The following is an 18,326-nucleotide window of genomic DNA, read 5'->3' as shown; positions in this document are numbered from 1 at the left end:
TTCAGAGCGGGCGCTTGGCGACGATCATGTAGTTGACGTCCATATCCCTGGACAGGTTCCACTGATTGGAAAGCGGATTGAAGAACACGCCGGTTCGCTCCGTCACTTCGAGACCGTTGGCCACAAGCGGCTTTTCCAGCTCTTCCGGGCGCACCAGCTTCTCATACTGGTGCGTGCCGCGCGGCAGCCAGCGCAAGACATTCTCGGCGGCGAAGATAGCCAAAGCCGCCGCCTTCATGGTGCGGTTGATGGTGGCAACGAACATCAGGCCGCCAGGACGAACCATGTGGGCGCAGGTGGTCATGAAGAAATCGACATCGGCGACATGTTCGACCACTTCCATGTTGAGCACGATATCGAAGCTTTCGCCGGCTTCGGCGAGCGCTTCCGCGGTTACGGCACGGTAGTCGACCGTCACGCCGCTTCCGGCAGCATGGGTCTTGGCGATGCCGATGTTCTTTTCCGATGCATCGGCTCCAAGCACGTCGGCGCCCATGCGTGCCATCGGTTCGGACAGGAGACCTCCGCCGCAACCGATATCGAGCACGCGCAGACCTTTGAGCGGCTGCGGGCTCCTTGGATCGCGGCCGAAATGCTCGGCCACCTTGTCGCGGATATAGGCGAGGCGAACGGGGTTGAACTTGTGCAGCGGCCGGAACTTGCCGGTCGGATCCCACCACTCCGCAGCCATGGCGGAAAAGCGGTCCACCTCGCTCTGGTCGATCGTCGTGCGTGCGGTCTCGCTCATGTCGCCGTCTCCTTGCATCTTCCCTACCGCGCCGCGCGTCTTTTAGGACGCGCGAAGGACGCTGTAACGCTTTAAAGCTGCTGCATAATTTTATCCCTAAATCGATCCCGACTTAAGGCGCTATGCAGTAGTGAAGTCGGACGATCGGGCAGGGAAGTCAAGAGCCGGCGATGAGCCAGATGGGCGCAGGACTGTCGGGAGCGATGCTCTGCATCTCTTAGCTTGCATCCGTTTCCGGCTGGTAGTGCAGAATGACGACGCCCGATTTCAGCGGGCGGGTATGGGTCAGTCTGAGTTTCGTCTGCTTCGTTCCCGGCTTGAACAGGGGTACGCCATTGCCGAGAAGCACCGGATTGATGCCCAGGCGATACTCGTCGACGAGGCCCTTCTCGATCAGCCCTGCTGCGAAATCCGCGCTGCCGAAAACGAAGATCGTGCCGCCATCGAGGTGCTTCAAGCGCTCGACTTCCTTGGTGGCGTCGCCGTTTACAAGCGTCGTCCTGTGCCAGTCGGCGGATGTCAGAGTTCGCGAAAAGACGAATTTCTCGACGCCGTTCATGAAGGTAGCGATGTCGCCCTCGGCTGACGGCCAGTAACCGGCCATCATTTCATAGGTCACGCGGCCGAAAAGCAAAGTGTCCGCTTCAAGTTGCGATTCTCCGATATAGGCGGCGAGTTCGTCTTCGAAGACGAACCAGTCGATGTTGTGTCCCGGGGCTTCGAAGAAGCCGTCGACGCTGACCATGTCCCACATGATGACCTTACGCATTGTCTCACTCCCGTTGCGGCATATCCTGTCATGGAAGAGAGTGGCAAAACTGATTTTGAATTGCAAGTGGTTTGTTTTCTGCATCAGATTCAGCTTGTGCAACTCTTCGCGGTGATGGCTTTCGATCTCTTGAAGGATGGGGACTTCAGATGGCGCTGGACAGGATTGGGTGGGCGGTCGAGGTCGTCGCCCCCCGGCCCTCGGATCGACTGCTCGAAATCGGCTGTGGCCATGGTGTTGCGGTGACGCAGGTTTGCGAGCGACTGGTCGAAGGCGAGATAGTGGCCATCGACCGGTCGGCCGTGATGATTGCGGCGGCGGCGCGCCGAAATGAGAAATACGTCGCAGCCGGTCTGGCCACCTTGCAGGTCGCTGACCTTCAATCACTCGATTTGGGTCACCGTCGCTTCGACAAGGCTTTTGCGCTGCGCGTCGGCGTCTTCGCTCGGGGCGAGCCTGCGCGTGAGTTTGAGGGACTGGTTCAACTGTTGAAGCCGGAAGGTCGCCTTTTTCTCTTCCACGACGAGCCGTCCACGGGCGCGGACGAAGTGGGTGCGCGGCTCGAAGCGGCGGTCCTTCGCTACCGATGGAGCGTCGAGGCTCGATTGACGCACGTCTTCGCCGGCGGCGAGGCCGCCTGCGTCATCGCCCGGCCGCCTTCCTGACTGCATTCAGAAAGGTGACGCCCGCTCGTCGCGGGCGTCACTCCTGTCGGTCGTGGGTTTGCCTGAGCGGCTGCTACCCAAGCTCGCTCGCAGCCGCCGAGGCGAAGAAATCTTCGGGATCCTCGACTTCGACGAGGCGGCGCTTTTCGATCAGCCAGAAGCGGTTGCCGACATTGCGCACGAAGCTGCGGTCGTGGGAGACGAGAAGGCAACTCGTTTCATGTTTCAGCAACTCCGTCTCGAGTGCCTCCTGACCCTCGATGTCCAGATGGTTGGTCGGCTCGTCGAGCAGGTAGAAATTGGGCTCCTTCAGCCGCAGTACCAGCATGGCAAGGCGTGCCTTCTGGCCGCCGGACAGTCGGCCGATCGGCTTCTCCTGCATGTCGATGCCGACGCCGGCGCCGACAAGCAGGGTGCGGGCGCGTTGATCGCCGAGCGAAAAACGACGCGACAGCGCAGCAAGCGGTGTCTCGTCATCCGACAATCCCGCGAGCGCCTGGTCGCTGTAGCCAAGCACCAGCGAGGGCGTCGCCTTCAGCGTTTCGGGCGCACGGGAGGGTTCTTCGATCGCAGACCGGATGAGGTTGACGAGCCGTGTTTTGCCGGCGCCGTTTTCGCCGAGCAGCACGATGCGATCGCCTTGGCAGATCCAGCGTTTCCCCGTGCGGAAGAGCGGCATGCCGTCGGGCGTTTCCACCTGAACGTCGTCGAGTGTCACCAGGATCTTCGCATGCGTGCCGCGGTTGGCGAGGCGGATCGCGCCGGCCGAACGTTCCTGATGCGCCGGTTTTGCCGCGTCCTCCAGCCGTTCCGCCCGCTGCTTCAACTGCTTGGTTTTCACCGTCAAAAGGTCGCTGCCGGAATTGATGCCGATATTGTTGAGCTTGGCGGCCTGGCGGCGAAGCTGCTGCGCCACTTTCATGTCGCGCTGGTAGCGCCGCTCCTCCGACGCATCCACCTCATCAAGTGCTGCGCGCGAGCGTGAGTAGGCAAGCGCGAAGATCGGCGACTGCTCGGGCCTGAGGAACAACGTGCGATTGGTGGTCGCATCCAGGAAGGCGCGGTCGTGGCTGGCGACCAGCACCGGCACATCGCGCGGCAGGGCATTGAGCCAGGCTTCGAGCCGGGCGATCTTGGCAAGATCGAGATGGTTGGTTGGCTCATCGAGCAGCAGCGCATCCGGATCAGTAACCCAGACCCGTGCGAGAAGCGCCAATCGCTGCCAGCCACCGCTCAACTCCGAGACAGCGCGGCGGCGTAGAACCTCCGGCACGTCGAGGGAATCGAGAACGATGTCGACGCGCCAGCTTTCATTTTCCGCCTGGTCGGCCGGAAGCGCCGAGAGAACGGCGTCGTGGAAGGAGAGAGGCAGAAGGGAGGGGGGCACGTTCTGCTCGACGTGGCCGATGGTCAGGCCACGCGAGCGCGTAATCTCGCCGGCGGTCGGGTCGAAGCTGCCGGCGATCGATTTCAGCAGGGTCGACTTGCCGCGCCCGTTCGCAGCGACGATGCCGATCCGGTCACCGGGGGCGACCGAGAGGTTGAGGTTGGAGAAAAGCGGTGCGCTCAGGCTGACGCCGAGGTTGCGGATATTGATCAAGGCCATGGTCGTTCTCTGGACTGCGCGAGCGACGGTGAGACATCCATGGGCGGCGCATTTGACGCCGGGGTTTTCGGATGCTTGAACCCACAACGGCATGCTTGCTGCGCGTGGGTCACGTCGGCTCGATATTGGAAGACGATGCAGGCGTTTGAACCAGGGCGGTTCCGCACTGCATCACTCTGGGCAGACCAGGGATAGGTTCGCGAGATTGCGAAGTATGTCCGGTCAGCCCTGCAAACGCATCTGCAGGGCTTGGACGGGGCCACGCTGGCGGTGGTGCCGGAAGAATGTAATCACGCGCAGCCCCCCTTTCTCGAATTGAGTTGCGGTTGCACGTTTAGCATCAGCGCCGGTAATTTTCAACGCGGCTTTGCGGGGGCTTGCGGTACGGATATTTCCATCGCGCAGCGCCTTCGGCAATATTGTTGCGGAATGCGGTGTCGAGGCCAGCTATTGGGATCCGAATCTGTGCCCGCTTGCCATTGCGTGCGGCCCCCTGATCCGCTAAGAGACGCCGCGACTTTCCGCTCCCCGAAGCGGTGACTGCCGATGTCCGAGAAGTCTCCCAAGCTTTTTGACCGTCGGGCGCCGGCGGGGGCTTTCCTGTCACGCGCGCCTTACGCGCGCAAATTGGGTACCGGTAGAGGCAAATGGCACGCATCGTGATGAAATTCGGCGGAACTTCCGTCGCTGATTTGGACCGCATCCACAATGTCGCCCGCCATGTGAAACGCGAAGTCGATGCCGGCCACGAAGTTGCCGTCGTCGTTTCCGCCATGTCCGGCAAGACCAATGAATTGGTCGGCTGGGTGCAGAACATGCCAAAGGCAACCGGCGCCAACTCGCCTTTCTACGACGCGCGCGAGTATGATGCGATCGTCGCTTCCGGCGAGCAGGTGACCTCCGGCCTTCTGGCGATCGCGCTGCAGTCGATGGGCATCAATGCCCGTTCCTGGCAGGGCTGGCAGATCCCGATCCGCACCGACAACGCCCATGGCGCAGCCCGCATTCTCGATATCGACGGTGCCGAACTCGTCCGCCGCATGGGTGAAGGCCAGGTCGCCGTTATCGCCGGTTTCCAGGGGCTTGGACCCGACAACCGCGTCGCCACCCTCGGTCGCGGTGGCTCCGACACCTCGGCCGTTGCGATTGCCGCCGGCGTCAAGGCCGATCGCTGCGATATCTACACCGACGTCGATGGCGTCTATACGACCGACCCGCGCATCGAGCCGAAGGCGCGGCGGCTGAAGAAGATCGCGTTCGAGGAAATGCTGGAAATGGCATCGCTCGGCGCCAAGGTGCTGCAGGTGCGCTCGGTCGAGCTCGCCATGGTGCACAAGGTCCGCACCTTCGTGCGTTCGTCTTTCGAAGATCCCGATGCGCCGGGCATGGGTGACCTTCTCAATCCGCCCGGTACGCTGATTTGTGATGAGGATGAGATCGTGGAACAGGAAGTCGTAACCGGCATTGCCTATGCCAAGGATGAAGCCCAGATTTCGCTGCGCCGTCTCGCCGACCGGCCGGGCGTCTCCGCCGCGATCTTCGGCCCGCTCGCCGAAGCCCATATCAACGTCGACATGATCGTCCAGAACATTTCCGAAGACGGCTCGAAGACCGACATGACCTTCACGGTTCCGTCGGGCGACGTCGACAAGGCGCTGAAGGTGCTCGGCGACAACAAGGAAAAGATCGGCTACGACGTCGTTCAGTCCGAAGCCGGCCTCGTCAAGGTCTCGGTCATCGGTATCGGCATGCGCAGCCACGCCGGTGTTGCAGCCTCGGCCTTCCGTGCGCTCGCCGACAAGGGCATCAACATCAAGGCGATCACCACCTCCGAGATCAAGATTTCGATCCTGATCGATGGTCCCTACGCTGAATTGGCGGTTCGCACTTTGCATTCCGCTTACGGTCTCGATAAGAGTTAATCGACAGGCGACTGATTTGGGATTCGCGGCGGTTCCGCCGCGCATCCGTTTGCCGCCGCCTACTCTATTTCGGGAGACCCCACGCGATGAGAGACCTTTCCGCAGGTCCGCGCGTTCTCCTCAAGCGGTTGCGCGAGCTTATGGCGGAACCGCTGGAGCCGCAGGAGCGCCTTGACCGTATTGTGCGCCAGATCGCGCAGAACATGGTTGCGGAAGTGTGTTCGGTCTACGTCCTGCGTTCCGACGGCGTGCTCGAACTCTACGCGACGGAAGGTCTGAACAAGGCGGCCGTCCACCTGGCGCAATTGAAGATGGGGCAGGGCCTCGTCGGCACCATCGCCGCCTCGGCGCGACCGCTCAATCTGTCCGACGCCCAGTCGCATCCGGCCTTTACCTACCTGCCGGAAACCGGCGAAGAGATCTACCACTCCTTCCTTGGTGTGCCGATCCTGCGCACGGGCCGCGCGCTTGGTGTTCTCGTCGTCCAGAACAAGGCGATGCGCAACTATCGCGAGGACGAGGTCGAGGCGCTTGAGACGACTGCCATGGTTCTCGCCGAGATGGTGGCAACCGGCGAGCTCAAGAAAATCACCAAGCCGGGTCTCGAACTCGATCTCTCGCGCCCGGTCTCGATCGAAGGCAACAGCTACGGTGAAGGCATCGGCCTCGGTTATGTCGTCCTGCACGAACCGAGGATCGTCGTTACCAACCTGCTCAACGAAGATACCGACCAGGAATTGCAGCGGCTTGCCGAGGCGCTGGGGTCGTTGCGCATCTCGATCGACGACATGCTGTCGCGCCGCGAGGTGTCGATGGAGGGTGAGCACCGCGCCGTGCTCGAAACCTACCGCATGTTCGCCCATGACCGCGGCTGGGTGCGCAAGCTCGAAGAGGCGATCCGCAACGGCCTGACGGCGGAAGCCGCGGTCGAACGGGTGCAGAGCGAAACCAAGGCGCGCATGATCCGTCTGACGGACCCTTATCTGCGCGAGCGCATGCATGATTTCGACGACCTGGCCAACCGCCTGCTGCGCCAGCTCTCGGGCTACGGCGCCAAGCTTTCGGCCAGCGACTTCCCGAACGATGCGGTGATCGTGGCGCGCGCCATGGGCGCTGCCGAACTGCTCGACTATCCGCGCGAGAACGTACGCGGCCTGGTGCTCGAAGAGGGTGCGGTGACGAGCCACGTGGTGATCGTCGCGCGCGCCATGGGCATTCCGGTGATCGGACAGGCGACCGGTGCGGTTGCGCTTGCGGAAAACCGCGATGCGATCATCATCGACGGCGACGATGCCAAGGTCCATTTGCGGCCACTCGCAGACCTGCAGCGCGCCTACGAGGAGAAGGTTCGCTTCCGGGCACGGCGCCAGGCGCAGTTCCGGGCGCTGAAGGACGTCGAGCCACTGACCAGGGATGGCAAGCGCATTACGCTGCAGATGAACGCCGGCCTGCTCGTCGACCTGCCACATCTCAATGAAGCGGGCGCTGAAGGCATCGGCCTGTTCCGCACCGAACTCCAGTTCATGATCGCCTCGACGATGCCGAAGGCGGAAGAACAGGAAGCCTTCTATCGCAGTGTGCTGAAGCAGACCGGCGGCAAGCCCGTGACCTTCCGCACGCTCGACATAGGCGGTGACAAGGTGGTTCCCTATTTCCGCGCGGCGGAAGAGGAAAACCCGGCGCTTGGCTGGCGTGCAATCCGGCTTTCGCTCGATCGCCCGGGTCTCTTGCGCACCCAGCTTCGTGCGATGCTGCGTGCGGCGGCCGGCGCCGAGCTCAAGCTGATGCTGCCGATGGTCACCGAGGTCTCCGAACTCAGGATCGCGCGCGACCTGCTGCAGAAGGAAATCGAGCGGCAGTCGAAGCTTGGTGAACAGTTGCCACGCAAGCTGCAGTTCGGCGCCATGCTCGAAGTGCCGGCGCTGCTGTGGCAGCTCGACGAGCTGATGACCGAAGTGGATTTTGTATCCGTCGGCTCGAACGACCTCTTCCAGTTCGCGATGGCGGTAGACCGCGGCAATGCTCGTGTCTCCGATCGTTTCGACGTGCTCGGCCGACCGTTCCTCAGGATCCTGCGCGACATCGTGCGTGCGGGTGACCGGCACGATACGCCGGTGACGCTGTGCGGGGAGATGGCGAGCAAGCCGCTTTCTGCCATGGCATTGCTGGGGCTTGGCTTCCGTTCGGTATCGATGTCGCCGACGGCGGTAGGCCCCATCAAGGCGATGCTGCTGGCGCTCGATGCGGGCAAGCTTGGCGGCGCGCTCAACGCGGCGCTCGATGACACACGCGACCAGCGACCCGTTCGCCAGATGCTGGTGGATTTCGCCGCGGAAAACGGCATTCCGGTTTAGATTGAATTGACGCGTCGTGATCCTCGTCCGGACTTGATCCGGGCGAGCCGAGACGCATTTGGAGTGAGATTTGGCAAAGCTTCCCGTTGAAAAGATGCGCGAACTGGAACGTCGGTTCGGTGAGATCGAGGCCCGCATGTCGGCCGGCCCGGCCGCGGACGTCTATGTCAAGCTCGCCTCGGAATACTCCGAACTGCAGCCGGTCGTGACCAAGATCCGCGCCTACGAGAAGGCGACGGCCGAACTCGCCGATATCACTTCGATGCTTGCCGACAGATCGACCGACCGGGAGATGCGCGACCTCGCCGAAATGGAGAAGCCCGAGGTCGAAGCAGCCATCGAGGCACTGGAACAGGAAATCCAGATCCTGCTTCTGCCGAAGGATGCGGCCGACGAAAAGAGTGCGATCCTCGAAATTCGCGCCGGTACCGGCGGATCGGAAGCGGCGCTTTTTGCCGGCGATCTTTTCCGCATGTACGAGCGATATGCTGCCGGCAAGGGCTGGAAGGTCGAAGTGCTGTCAGCAAGCGACGGCGAAGCCGGCGGGTTCAAGGAAATCATTGCGACGGTTTCCGGACGCGGCGTGTTCTCGCGGTTGAAGTTCGAATCCGGGGTGCACCGGGTGCAGCGCGTGCCGGAGACCGAAGCGAGCGGGCGCATTCATACGTCAGCCGCAACCGTCGCCGTGTTGCCCGAGGCTGAGGACATCGACATCGAGATCCGCCCCGAAGATATCCGCATCGACACGATGCGCTCGTCGGGTGCCGGCGGTCAGCACGTCAACACGACGGACTCGGCGGTGCGCATCACCCACCTCCCGACCGGGCTCGTCGTCACCAGCTCGGAAAAGTCGCAGCACCAGAACCGTGCGAAGGCGATGCAGGTCCTGCGCTCGCGCCTCTACGACATGGAGCGCCAGCGCGCCGACAGCGAACGCTCGGCCGACCGCAAAAGCCAGGTGGGCTCGGGCGACCGCTCCGAGCGTATCCGCACCTACAACTTCCCGCAGGGACGCCTGACCGACCACCGCATCAACCTGACGCTCTACAAGCTCGATCGGATGATGATGGGTGAGATCGACGAGGTCGTCGATGCGTTGCTCGCCGATTATCAGGCAAGCCAGTTGGCGCAGCTCGGCGAGCAGCGGGGCTGAGCCATGGCCGAAACGCTCGCGAGCCTCGTTGCCGAAAGTCGCGATCGCCTGCAGGCGGGCGGCATCGAGCATGCGGCTCTCGACGTCCGGCATCTGATCTCCGGCCTGCTCGACATCTCGCTGAGTGCGGTTGTCTCGCGGGGCAGGGAGCCCGTGTCGGAGGAGGATGCCGCACGCATCCGGGCGGCGGTTGCGCGGCGGCTGGCACGCGAACCGGTCTACCGTATTCTCGGCGAACGCGAATTTTTCGGCCTGCCGCTAAAGCTTTCGAAGGAAACGCTGGAGCCTCGCCCGGATACCGAGACGCTCGTCGATCGGATGATCCCCTATCTGCGTGAGGCGGTTGCGCGAAAGGGTGGCTGCGAGCTTATCGATCTTGGAACCGGTACCGGGGCGATTTGTATCGCGCTCCTGTCGCAGGTTCTTGAAGCCAGGGGCACGGCCACCGATATATCGCAGGACGCACTGGCAACGGCGACGGCGAATGCTGCCGGGCTCGGCCTTGCGGAACGGTTTCGGCCGCTTCTCAGCAACTGGTACGAGAAGGTGGACGGACGGTACGATGTGATCGTCTCAAATCCGCCGTATATCCGGTCCAGTGTCGTCCATGAGCTTGAGCCGGAGGTGAGACTTCACGACCCGGCCGCAGCGCTAGATGGCGGAGAAGATGGGCTTGATGCCTATCGCGCCATCGCTTCTCAAGCTGGTCATCATCTTGAGACAAATGGCGTGATAGGCTTGGAAATCGGTTTCGACCAGAAAGAGGCGGTGACGGCGTTGTTTAACGCCGAAAAATTCCGTCTGCGTGAAGCGGCGAAGGATCTCGGCGGTAATGACCGCGTCCTGATCTTCGAACGCGACATCAACCGTTGAAAAAATGCTGCACTGACGCATCTTCTTTCTTGCTCAGGCAAAGAAAGGGCTTGGAATCCCAGAGGAAGCGGGCTAGTTTGCCCGCGCACTGGGCAGAAGGTCATGGACCTAAGATTCGTTCCGGTATGACCTGGCCACGGGGATTGCTCTCAAGAAAGAGTTGCTAGGGTCAACAAGTGCCTTGTGCAGGTACCTGTTAATTTGACGTCAGTCGGCGCCAAAGCCGCCATTGTGCGAGCGCAGCGGTGCGTGCTCTGTCGGGCGTGAACGGATCCGGCCGGAAGACGAAACCACATGATCATCATTATCAAGAGAATTCGGGTGAATGTACTATGAGGCCAGGACAGCAAAACAAGCGCGGCCGCGGGCGGAATAACAATAACAACAACAACAATAACAACGGAAACAACAACAATCACAACCGCAAGGGCTCGAACCCGCTGACGCGGACCTACGACAGTTCCGGCCCGGACGTGAAGATTCGCGGTACTGCCCAGCACATCGCCGAGAAGTACTCAGCTCTTGCGCGCGATGCTCAGAGCTCGGGCGACCGGGTCATCGCAGAAAACTACCTGCAGCACGCCGAGCACTACAACCGTATCATTGCCGCCGCACAGGCGCAGATGCAGGATCGGTTCCAGCGCGAAGATCGCCAGGATTTCCGCGGCCATGATGCGTCCGATCAGGACCAGGATGATCTGGATCAGGTTTATGTCGACGACATGCCGGCTCCGGTTGCCGTGGCCGCAGCGCCTGCTGCCGAGCCGCAGCCTGTTGTCATCGACGGCACGGGCCCGCAGCCGGTGATCGAAGGCACGCCGGCGGAAGTCGCGATGGAAGAGGAAGCTCCGGCTGCCTCCGGCCGCGCCGCATCCCGCCGCCGCAGTGCGCCGCGTCCGCGCCGTCCGCGCCGTAGCGCACAGGACGGTGCTGCCGACGAGGCTCAGGCTTCGGGCGATGCCGCTCCGGAAGCACCGGCACTGGCCGCTTCCGAGTAAGTGGCGAGCTGACAGCGAGGTTGCCCGATCTGGGCACGACAAAAACCCGGCCTGTTGCGGCCGGGTTTTTCTTTGTCTGATACTTGCGATCAGGCGTTGACGCTGTCGACGATCAGTGCCGCGAGATTGGTGCTGGCGGCCGCCTCGCTTGTGCGGCCGCGGATCAGTTCGCGGCCGATCGCCTCGGCAGCCCCTGCTATACCAGTGCAGCGCAGGCGCAAATCTTCAGCGGGAATTTTCGCAAACGGCCCGAGTGCCGCCTGGATCATCCCCACATAGTCGTCGGCCTGCTGTTGCTGTGTCGCGATCATATCGGCGTTGCCACGCAGCGCGCCGGAGATGGCTTGCCATTCCTCACCACTGTCGACGGCGCACTTGATGTAAACCGAACTGATGATGTCGGCGACCGCATCGAGCTCTTTCGGTGCCCCGGCAAGCGCCAACTGCAGCTTGCTTGTGTGGCGGTCTTCGATCTCCTGGGAGAGCGCGATCAGCAATCCCTCACGCGTACCGAAATGCTCATAGGCGATCGGCTTGCTGACGCCCGCACGTTCGGCGAGGTGTCCGAGCGTCAGGGCATCGGCTCCGCACTCGCGCAGGATCTCCTTGGCGGTCTCGATCAACTGGGCGCGCCGTTCGGGTTTGGCGAGCTTTCGGATTTTCGTCGGTGCCATCGATCGCAATCCTTTTTCGCGCCGGTTTGTGGCTCTTGAAAGCGGCGTTCGGCAACTTATCTACTAACAGTAACTTACTAATGGTAGGTTCGGCAATCAGCCGGACACCTTTCGTTTAGGAGATAGGAAGATGTCGAGCAAGTTTCAGCCTGTTTTGATTATTGGCGGCTCCGGGGTCGTCGGATCGCAGGCGGCGAAAATCATCCGCCGGCTACACCCCAAGCTGCCGATCGCCATCGGCGGCCGTGATGTCGGCAAAGCCGAGGCCGTGGCGCGTGAGGTGGGAAACGCGATCGGCGTCAGTGTCGATCTGGCGCGACCGGATCTTGGCTTTGGCCATGAGCCGCGCTTCAGTGCCGTCGTCATTTTCCTGAAGGATGAGAAGCTGAGCTCGATGCGCTACGCCCAGCGCCACGGCATCCCCTATATCAGCCTTTCGAGCGGCACCTTCGAAGTGGGGCCGGAAATGGCGCAATATATCCACGCGCCGGACAAGGCGCCGATCCTGCTCGCCAGCCACTGGCTCGCCGGCGCCGCGATCTTCCCGATCCTCGAATTCGCCAAGGCCTATGAGGCGATCGACACGATCCGCATCGGGGTCCTGCTGGACGAACAGGATATGGGCGGCCCGGCGGCACTCGCCGATTACAATCGTATCACCGGCCTCGCGCCGGCGGCATTGACCGTGAAGGACGGCAAGCTCCACTGGGCCGGCGGCGAGGATTCGAAGGCGCGCTACCGAAGCGTCGACGGCGTCGAACTCGATGCGGTTGCCTATTCGCCCTTCGACGTCATGGCGCTCTCGGCTCGGACGAATGCCGGCAACATCCGGCTGGACCTCGCCTACAGCGAATCCGCGAGCAGGCGTCGTGGCGAGCCGTTTTCGACCGAGATCGTCATCGAGATCGCAGGGCGGGGCAGGGATGGCGAGCGTCTCAATCATCGCCACGAGATCGTGCACCCCGCGGGGCAGGCACCGCTGACCGCGCTCGGTGTTGCGCTGGCGGTGGAACGCATGCTCGGCCTTGCAGGTGGCGACGCGTCTGCGCCCGGTCTCTATCTCCCCGAGGTTCTGATCGACCCGGCCTACTACGTGCGGCGAATGAAGGAGTTCGGTGCGTCATTCGCCGAACGATCGCTGATGGCGGCTGAGTGAACCAATGGGGCTTCGCGCCTCCCTGAGCGAAAACGCGGCCGCGGGGCAAACCGTCCGGTGGCCGCATTTTTCGGTTGCAGATTTCGGTCTGGAGACCATGGACGGCTCTTTAATTTCCAAAATCGGTGCCCCATATTCGCTTCGGATGCGTTGATCCGGCGCAAGGCGGGGATCGCTCCACACTGACAGGCTTGCCGAATGCGGGAGCCTGATCCTGAAACACCGACGGGTGCCACGCGATGGGCCTGCCGGGCTATGGAGGTAGACTATGAACATTGAAAAATATTCCGAGCGCGTGCGCGGTTTTCTGCAGTCGGCGCAGACCTATGCGTTGGCGCAAGGACACCAGCAATTCACGCCCGAGCATGTGCTCAAAGTGCTGCTCGACGACGATCAGGGCATGGCCGCTTCGCTGATCGAGCGCGCCGGAGGCGACGCCCGTGAGGCGCGCGCCGGCAATGATGCGGCACTTGCCAAGCTCCCCAAGGTTTCCGGCGGCAATGGCTCCGTCTATCTGTCGCAGCCGCTCGCGCGCGTGTTTTCCAGCGCCGAGGAGGCCGCGAAGAAAGCCGGTGACAGCTTCGTCACCGTCGAACGGCTGCTGTTAGCGCTTGCGATCGAAAGCTCTGCTGCGACCTCTGGCATTCTCGCCAAGGCCGGCGTGACCGCGACCAAGCTCAATCAGGTGATCAACGACATTCGCAAGGGCCGGACCGCCGACAGCGCCAATGCCGAGCAGGGCTTCGACAGCCTGAAGAAATACGCACGCGACCTGACGGCCGACGCGCGTGACGGCAAGCTCGACCCGGTCATCGGCCGCGACGACGAGATCCGTCGCACCATCCAGGTGCTTTCGCGCCGCACCAAGAACAACCCCGTGCTGATCGGCGAGCCCGGCGTCGGCAAGACCGCCATCGCCGAAGGCCTTGCTCTGCGCATCGTCAATGGCGACGTGCCGGAAAGCCTCAAGGACAAGCGACTGATGGCGCTCGACATGGGCGCGCTGATTGCCGGTGCAAAATTCCGCGGCGAGTTCGAGGAGCGGCTGAAGGCCGTTCTCAACGAAGTGCAGGCTGAAAACGGTGAAATCATCCTGTTTATCGACGAGATGCACACGCTTGTTGGTGCCGGCAAGGCGGAAGGGGCGATGGATGCCTCCAACCTTCTGAAGCCGGCGCTCGCGCGCGGCGAGTTGCATTGCGTTGGCGCCACCACGCTGGACGAATATCGCAAGCACGTCGAAAAGGACGCAGCCCTTGCCCGCCGCTTCCAGCCGGTCATGGTCGAGGAGCCGACAGTCGAAGACACGATCTCGATCCTGCGCGGTCTGAAGGAGAAGTATGAGCAGCACCACAAGGTCCGCATCTCGGACTCGGCGCTGGTTGCTGCCGCGACGCTTTCGAACCGCTACATCACCGACCGGTTCCTGCCGGACAAGGCGATCGACCTGATGGACGAAGCTGCGTCGCGCCTGCGCATGCAGGTCGACTCCAAGCCCGAAGAGCTTGACGAGCTCGACCGCCGCATCATTCAGCTGAAGATCGAGCGCGAGGCCCTGAAGAAGGAAACCGATGTCTCGTCGAAGGATCGGCTGGAGAAGCTCGAGCTCGATCTTGTCTCGCTCGAAGAGCAGGCGTCGGCGCTGACGGCTCGCTGGCAGGCGGAGAAGCAGAAACTGGGGCGTGCTGCCGATCTCAAGAAGCAGTTGGACGAAGCCCGCAACGAACTGGCGATCGTCCAGCGCAAGGGTGAGTTCCAGCGCGCCGGCGAACTAACCTACGGTGTCATTCCGAAGCTCGAAAAGGAGCTTGCGGATGCCGAAAGCCAGGAAAACGCCAATGCCAACCCGATGGTGCAGGAGGTCGTGACTCCGGACAACATCGCACATGTGGTTTCTCGTTGGACCGGTATTCCGGTCGACAAGATGCTGGAAGGCGAACGCGACAAGCTGCTGCGGATGGAAGACGAGTTGGCGAAGTGGGTCGTCGGCCAGGGTGACGCCGTGCAGGCGGTCTCCCGTGCCGTCCGGCGTTCGCGGGCCGGGCTCCAGGATCCGAACCGGCCGATCGGCTCGTTCATCTTCCTCGGCCCGACCGGTGTCGGCAAGACGGAGCTTACCAAGGCGCTGGCCCGGTTCCTGTTCGACGACGAGACCGCGCTGATGCGTGTCGACATGTCGGAATACATGGAGAAGCACTCCGTGGCCCGGCTGATCGGTGCACCTCCGGGCTATGTCGGCTATGAGGAAGGTGGTGCTCTGACCGAGTCCGTCCGCCGTCGGCCCTACCAGGTCGTGCTGTTCGACGAGATCGAGAAGGCGCATCCGGATGTCTTCAACGTGCTTCTGCAGGTGCTCGATGACGGCCGCCTGACCGATGGTCAGGGCCGCACGGTCGACTTCAAGCACACGATGATCATCATGACCTCGAACCTCGGGGCCGAGTATCTGACTGGTCTCGGCGAGAACGAGGACAGCGATGCGGTTCGCGACCAGGTGATGGATGTGGTCAAGGCTGCCTTCCGGCCGGAGTTCCTGAACCGCGTGGACGAGATCATCCTGTTCCACCGGCTGCGCCGCTCGGAAATGGGCGCGATCGTCGATATCCAGCTCGAAAGGCTGCGGTCGCTGCTTGCCGAGCGCAAGATCACGCTGGAGCTCGAGGACGACGCCCGCGCCTTCCTCGCCGACAAGGGTTACGACCCCGCCTATGGCGCACGTCCGCTGAAGCGCACGATCCAGAAGTACGTGCAGGATCCGCTCGCCGAGAAGATCCTGCAGGGCGAGTTCCCGGATGGTTCGTCCGTCAAGGTGCTCGCCGGCTCCGACCGCCTCAACTTCAAGCGCGGAGCGACGGCGGACAAGGAAGCCGCCTGACAAGATCAAAGAAACGAGGCCGCCCTTCGGGGCGGCCTTCTTGTTTGTGCGGGCTTTGGAAGAGGGGAGGGGCCCAAGGCGCGTCGCGCTCTTTCAGCTTCGCTCTTTGCGCTTCAAGCTTCTGCTTTTCGGTAACTTGATCCCAAGCAGTCGCGCAGTGTTGCGCGCCATGCTTCAGTTGCTTGCGACTTCGGCGCCGGCGCCATCCTTGTTCAGCAACTCGTCGATGCGGTCGCGTTCCTTCTCGAACTTCGCCAGCGCGTCGCCCGAAAGCGACTTGCCGCCGGGAAGGCGGATGCGCAGCGGATCGACCTTGTTGCCGTTGACGATCAGCTCGTAATGCAGGTGCGGACCGGTCGAAAGACCCGTCGTGCCGACCCAGCCGATCACCTGGCCCTGGACGACCTTGTTGCCCACCTTGACGTTCTTGGCGATCGCGCTCTGGTGGTTGTAGGACGACACGTAGCCATTGGCGTGGCGGATCAGCGTCTGGTTGCCGTAGCCACCGGAATCCCAGCCGGCCTTTTCCACGACGCCGCCGCCGGCCGCGATGATCGGCGTTCCGCGCGGAGCTGCCCAGTCGACGCCGGTGTGCATACGTGAGAAGCCGAGGATCGGATGGCGGCGCATGCCGAAGCCGGACCGGAAGTGGCCGTTCGGCACGGGGTTGCGCAGCAGGAACTGGCGGATGCTCTTGCCTTCGGTATCGAAGTAATCGATCGAATTGTCTTCCGGATCCTGGAACCTGTAGAAGGCGGTAACCGCATCGCCGAACTTCGCCCGCACATAGAGAAGCTCGGATTCCTCCGTCGCCATGCCGCGTTCGTCGGTTACGGAGAAGAAGGCTTCGAGCGAATCCGTCGGCTTCAGCTGTGCCTGGAAATCGACGTTGCTGGCGAGCAGCTTGACGACAAGGCCGACCATGTCGGCGCTCATGCCATAGGAAAGGGCGGCGCGGTAGATGCCGTCATAGACCCGCGGCAGATCGTGGCTGCTGGTCATGACCGGCGCGCCATTGTCGTCGAAGGCGGTGGCCACCGCGTCGAGCTTCGGCGGTTCGGCACCAGGAACGAAGCGGCCCTTGTCGTCGACGGCCATCGTCAGCACATGGCGATTGCGCGAATAAATGGTGGCGCGCACGATGCGGGCTTCGTCGCCCTTCTGCGCTTCTCCGTTCTGAATGATGCCGATGCGCAGAACGTCGCCCTCGCTCAGTTCGTTCGCACCGAGCGCGTCGCCGATATAGCCGGCCGCGTCTTCGGCCTGGGCCTTGGCGTAGCCGGCGTTGACCATGACGGTGGCAATATCGGTCTGGCGCCGCACCGGTATGATGTCGTCAGCGTATTCGGTGCTTTCTTCGTCGATCGTCTCGTAGGCGGCATCGCTCTTGTTCTGTTCGACGATGCGGGCGGTCAGTCCCTGAAGCAGATCGAGGCCATCGCTCTCGGATGCGAAGCGCTGCGGATCGACGTAATAGAGCGAGGCGACCTGCGTGCTGCCCTCGGTCAGGACCGAACCGTTGGTGCGAACGTTTTCCTCCACCTCTTCGAGCGACATCGAACTGTCAAAGGCAACACCGCCATTCAGCGGAAAGTCGACGGTCTTCAGTGCGACTTCGGAATCGACATTCGAGCCGTAGAGCGTGCCGGTGCGGGCAACCGGAGATTCTTCATCCGCATCGTCGGTGGAAAAGATCGCCAGCGGATCGAAGTCCGGATAGTTTTCCGAGGGCTGGTGATTGGCGGCGAGTGCCATCTTGACATGAACGAAGGGCTGCTTGCGCACCACTTCCTTTTCGCCGTCATGGGTCATGGTGGAAACTTCCATGACGGTCTTGTCCGCCGGTTTGGCGACCAGTTTCGGCGAAAGGATACGACCGCCGCGTACCGCGCGCGCCTGCTCGTCTCCGTTCGGCGCGCTGTCGAGTGCCGCATAGGCTTCGGCGGGGATGGCCAGCTGCTGGCGCCCGTCAAGGGCGGCAAAAAGAGCAACGCCCATAAGAAGACTTGAGGTGATACCGGTCAGAAAGGTGCCGGAAAGCCAGCGTAGGGAGATCTCGCGCCTGTCGGGCGCGCGGCGGCCATGCGCAAGGATCGGCGGTTGATCGCCGAGCGACCTGACCATGTTCTTGTCGGTGTTCATGCCGAACTGAGTGTCCCCGATTTGTCTAAACCGTATTCTTGCCTGCGATACGTTGCGCGAAGATGTGCATCTTTCGCGCAACGGAGTCAAATCGCGGGGGAGGGGAGAGGGCGCATATCCCAGCTATCCCACGCCCGTCCGCGCGAAAGCATCCGCGAAGCATCGTCGGTTTCGCTTAGACCGGCCGATTGTGAAAAAGTGAGGGCCAAAATGTGTCTCCACAGCCCTCGCAGAGGAGGCAGAAGATTTTTTGGGGCTCAAAGCCCGGCGTTTCCGGCCTTTGTCAGAAATTTGTCATTTTTTTCCAGAAAGCCTGTTGACGTCTTCGGGGATGGGGGTCTATAAGCCCGATCACTGACGAGGGCGGCGGCGCTGCTGGCGACGACGACCT

At 62.3% G+C, this 18,326-nt stretch carries 13 protein-coding genes; 8 read left to right on the top strand and 5 right to left on the bottom strand.

Annotated features, from left to right (window positions below; translation table 11 throughout):
- Position 1 precedes the first annotated feature (1 nt).
- Both ubiG and I8N66_RS12240 read right to left on the bottom strand, forming a co-directional pair.
- On the bottom strand, positions 2-748 hold the full coding sequence (gene ubiG / locus I8N66_RS12245; protein ID WP_291154009.1) for a bifunctional 2-polyprenyl-6-hydroxyphenol methylase/3-demethylubiquinol 3-O-methyltransferase UbiG: 747 nt from the start codon (positions 746-748) through the stop codon (positions 2-4).
- Between the two features lie 217 nt (positions 749-965).
- On the bottom strand, positions 966-1,517 hold the full coding sequence (locus I8N66_RS12240; RefSeq protein ID WP_291154007.1) for a dihydrofolate reductase family protein: 552 nt from the start codon (positions 1,515-1,517) through the stop codon (positions 966-968).
- 149 nt (positions 1,518-1,666) lie between these two features.
- Between I8N66_RS12240 and I8N66_RS12235 the strand changes: the two genes are divergently transcribed.
- Positions 1,667-2,182 (top strand): class I SAM-dependent methyltransferase, encoded by a 516-nt coding sequence (locus I8N66_RS12235; RefSeq protein ID WP_291154005.1) that lies wholly within the window; start codon positions 1,667-1,669, stop codon positions 2,180-2,182.
- A 73-nt stretch (positions 2,183-2,255) separates the two neighbouring features.
- On the opposite strand, the gene I8N66_RS12230 is transcribed toward I8N66_RS12235, so the two are convergent.
- The gene (locus I8N66_RS12230; RefSeq protein ID WP_113541359.1) at positions 2,256-3,788 is read right to left on the bottom strand and encodes an ABC-F family ATP-binding cassette domain-containing protein; all 1,533 of its coding nucleotides are present in this window, start codon (positions 3,786-3,788) and stop codon (positions 2,256-2,258) included.
- Positions 3,789-4,435: 647 nt separating this feature from the next.
- Here I8N66_RS12230 and I8N66_RS12225 point away from each other — a divergent pair.
- The 5 genes from I8N66_RS12225 to I8N66_RS12205 all read left to right on the top strand — a co-directional run bounded on the left by I8N66_RS12225 (position 4,436) and on the right by I8N66_RS12205 (position 11,088).
- A complete protein-coding gene (locus I8N66_RS12225) occupies positions 4,436-5,710 on the top strand; it encodes an aspartate kinase (protein ID WP_113541360.1) in 1,275 nt (424 codons plus the stop codon).
- 86 nt (positions 5,711-5,796) lie between these two features.
- Entirely contained in the window at positions 5,797-8,064 is a 2,268-nt protein-coding gene (gene ptsP, locus I8N66_RS12220; protein WP_113541361.1) for a phosphoenolpyruvate--protein phosphotransferase, read from the top strand.
- A 70-nt stretch (positions 8,065-8,134) separates the two neighbouring features.
- A complete protein-coding gene (gene prfA, locus I8N66_RS12215) occupies positions 8,135-9,217 on the top strand; it encodes a peptide chain release factor 1 (protein WP_291154000.1) in 1,083 nt (360 codons plus the stop codon).
- A 3-nt stretch (positions 9,218-9,220) separates the two neighbouring features.
- Positions 9,221-10,090: a peptide chain release factor N(5)-glutamine methyltransferase gene (gene prmC / locus I8N66_RS12210; RefSeq protein ID WP_113541363.1), complete on the top strand. Its 870-nt coding sequence runs from the start codon at positions 9,221-9,223 to the stop codon at positions 10,088-10,090.
- 332 nt (positions 10,091-10,422) lie between these two features.
- The gene (locus I8N66_RS12205) at positions 10,423-11,088 is read left to right on the top strand and encodes a DUF4167 domain-containing protein (RefSeq protein ID WP_291154050.1); all 666 of its coding nucleotides are present in this window, start codon (positions 10,423-10,425) and stop codon (positions 11,086-11,088) included.
- A gap of 89 nt (positions 11,089-11,177) precedes the next feature.
- Here the strand turns inward: I8N66_RS12205 and I8N66_RS12200 are convergent, their stop codons facing one another.
- Positions 11,178-11,762 (bottom strand): TetR/AcrR family transcriptional regulator, encoded by a 585-nt coding sequence (locus I8N66_RS12200; RefSeq protein WP_291153998.1) that lies wholly within the window; start codon positions 11,760-11,762, stop codon positions 11,178-11,180.
- Between the two features lie 130 nt (positions 11,763-11,892).
- Between I8N66_RS12200 and I8N66_RS12195 the strand changes: the two genes are divergently transcribed.
- Both I8N66_RS12195 and clpB read left to right on the top strand, forming a co-directional pair.
- A complete protein-coding gene (locus tag I8N66_RS12195; RefSeq protein WP_291153996.1) occupies positions 11,893-12,918 on the top strand; it encodes an NAD(P)-dependent oxidoreductase in 1,026 nt (341 codons plus the stop codon).
- Positions 12,919-13,186: 268 nt separating this feature from the next.
- Complete coding sequence (clpB, locus tag I8N66_RS12190) at positions 13,187-15,793, top strand: ATP-dependent chaperone ClpB (RefSeq protein WP_291153994.1); 2,607 nt, start codon at positions 13,187-13,189, stop codon at positions 15,791-15,793.
- A 174-nt stretch (positions 15,794-15,967) separates the two neighbouring features.
- Here the strand turns inward: clpB and I8N66_RS12185 are convergent, their stop codons facing one another.
- Positions 15,968-17,935: a M23 family metallopeptidase gene (locus I8N66_RS12185; protein ID WP_113541368.1), complete on the bottom strand. Its 1,968-nt coding sequence runs from the start codon at positions 17,933-17,935 to the stop codon at positions 15,968-15,970.
- Positions 17,936-18,326: the final 391 nt, after the last annotated feature.

Origin of the sequence: Ensifer sp. SSB1, assembly GCF_016652895.1 — a bacterium.
Classification (GTDB): Bacteria; Pseudomonadota; Alphaproteobacteria; order Rhizobiales; family Rhizobiaceae; genus Ensifer.
The sequence above is the reverse complement of the archived record's forward strand: the minus strand, read 5'-3'. Positions and strand labels throughout refer to the sequence as shown.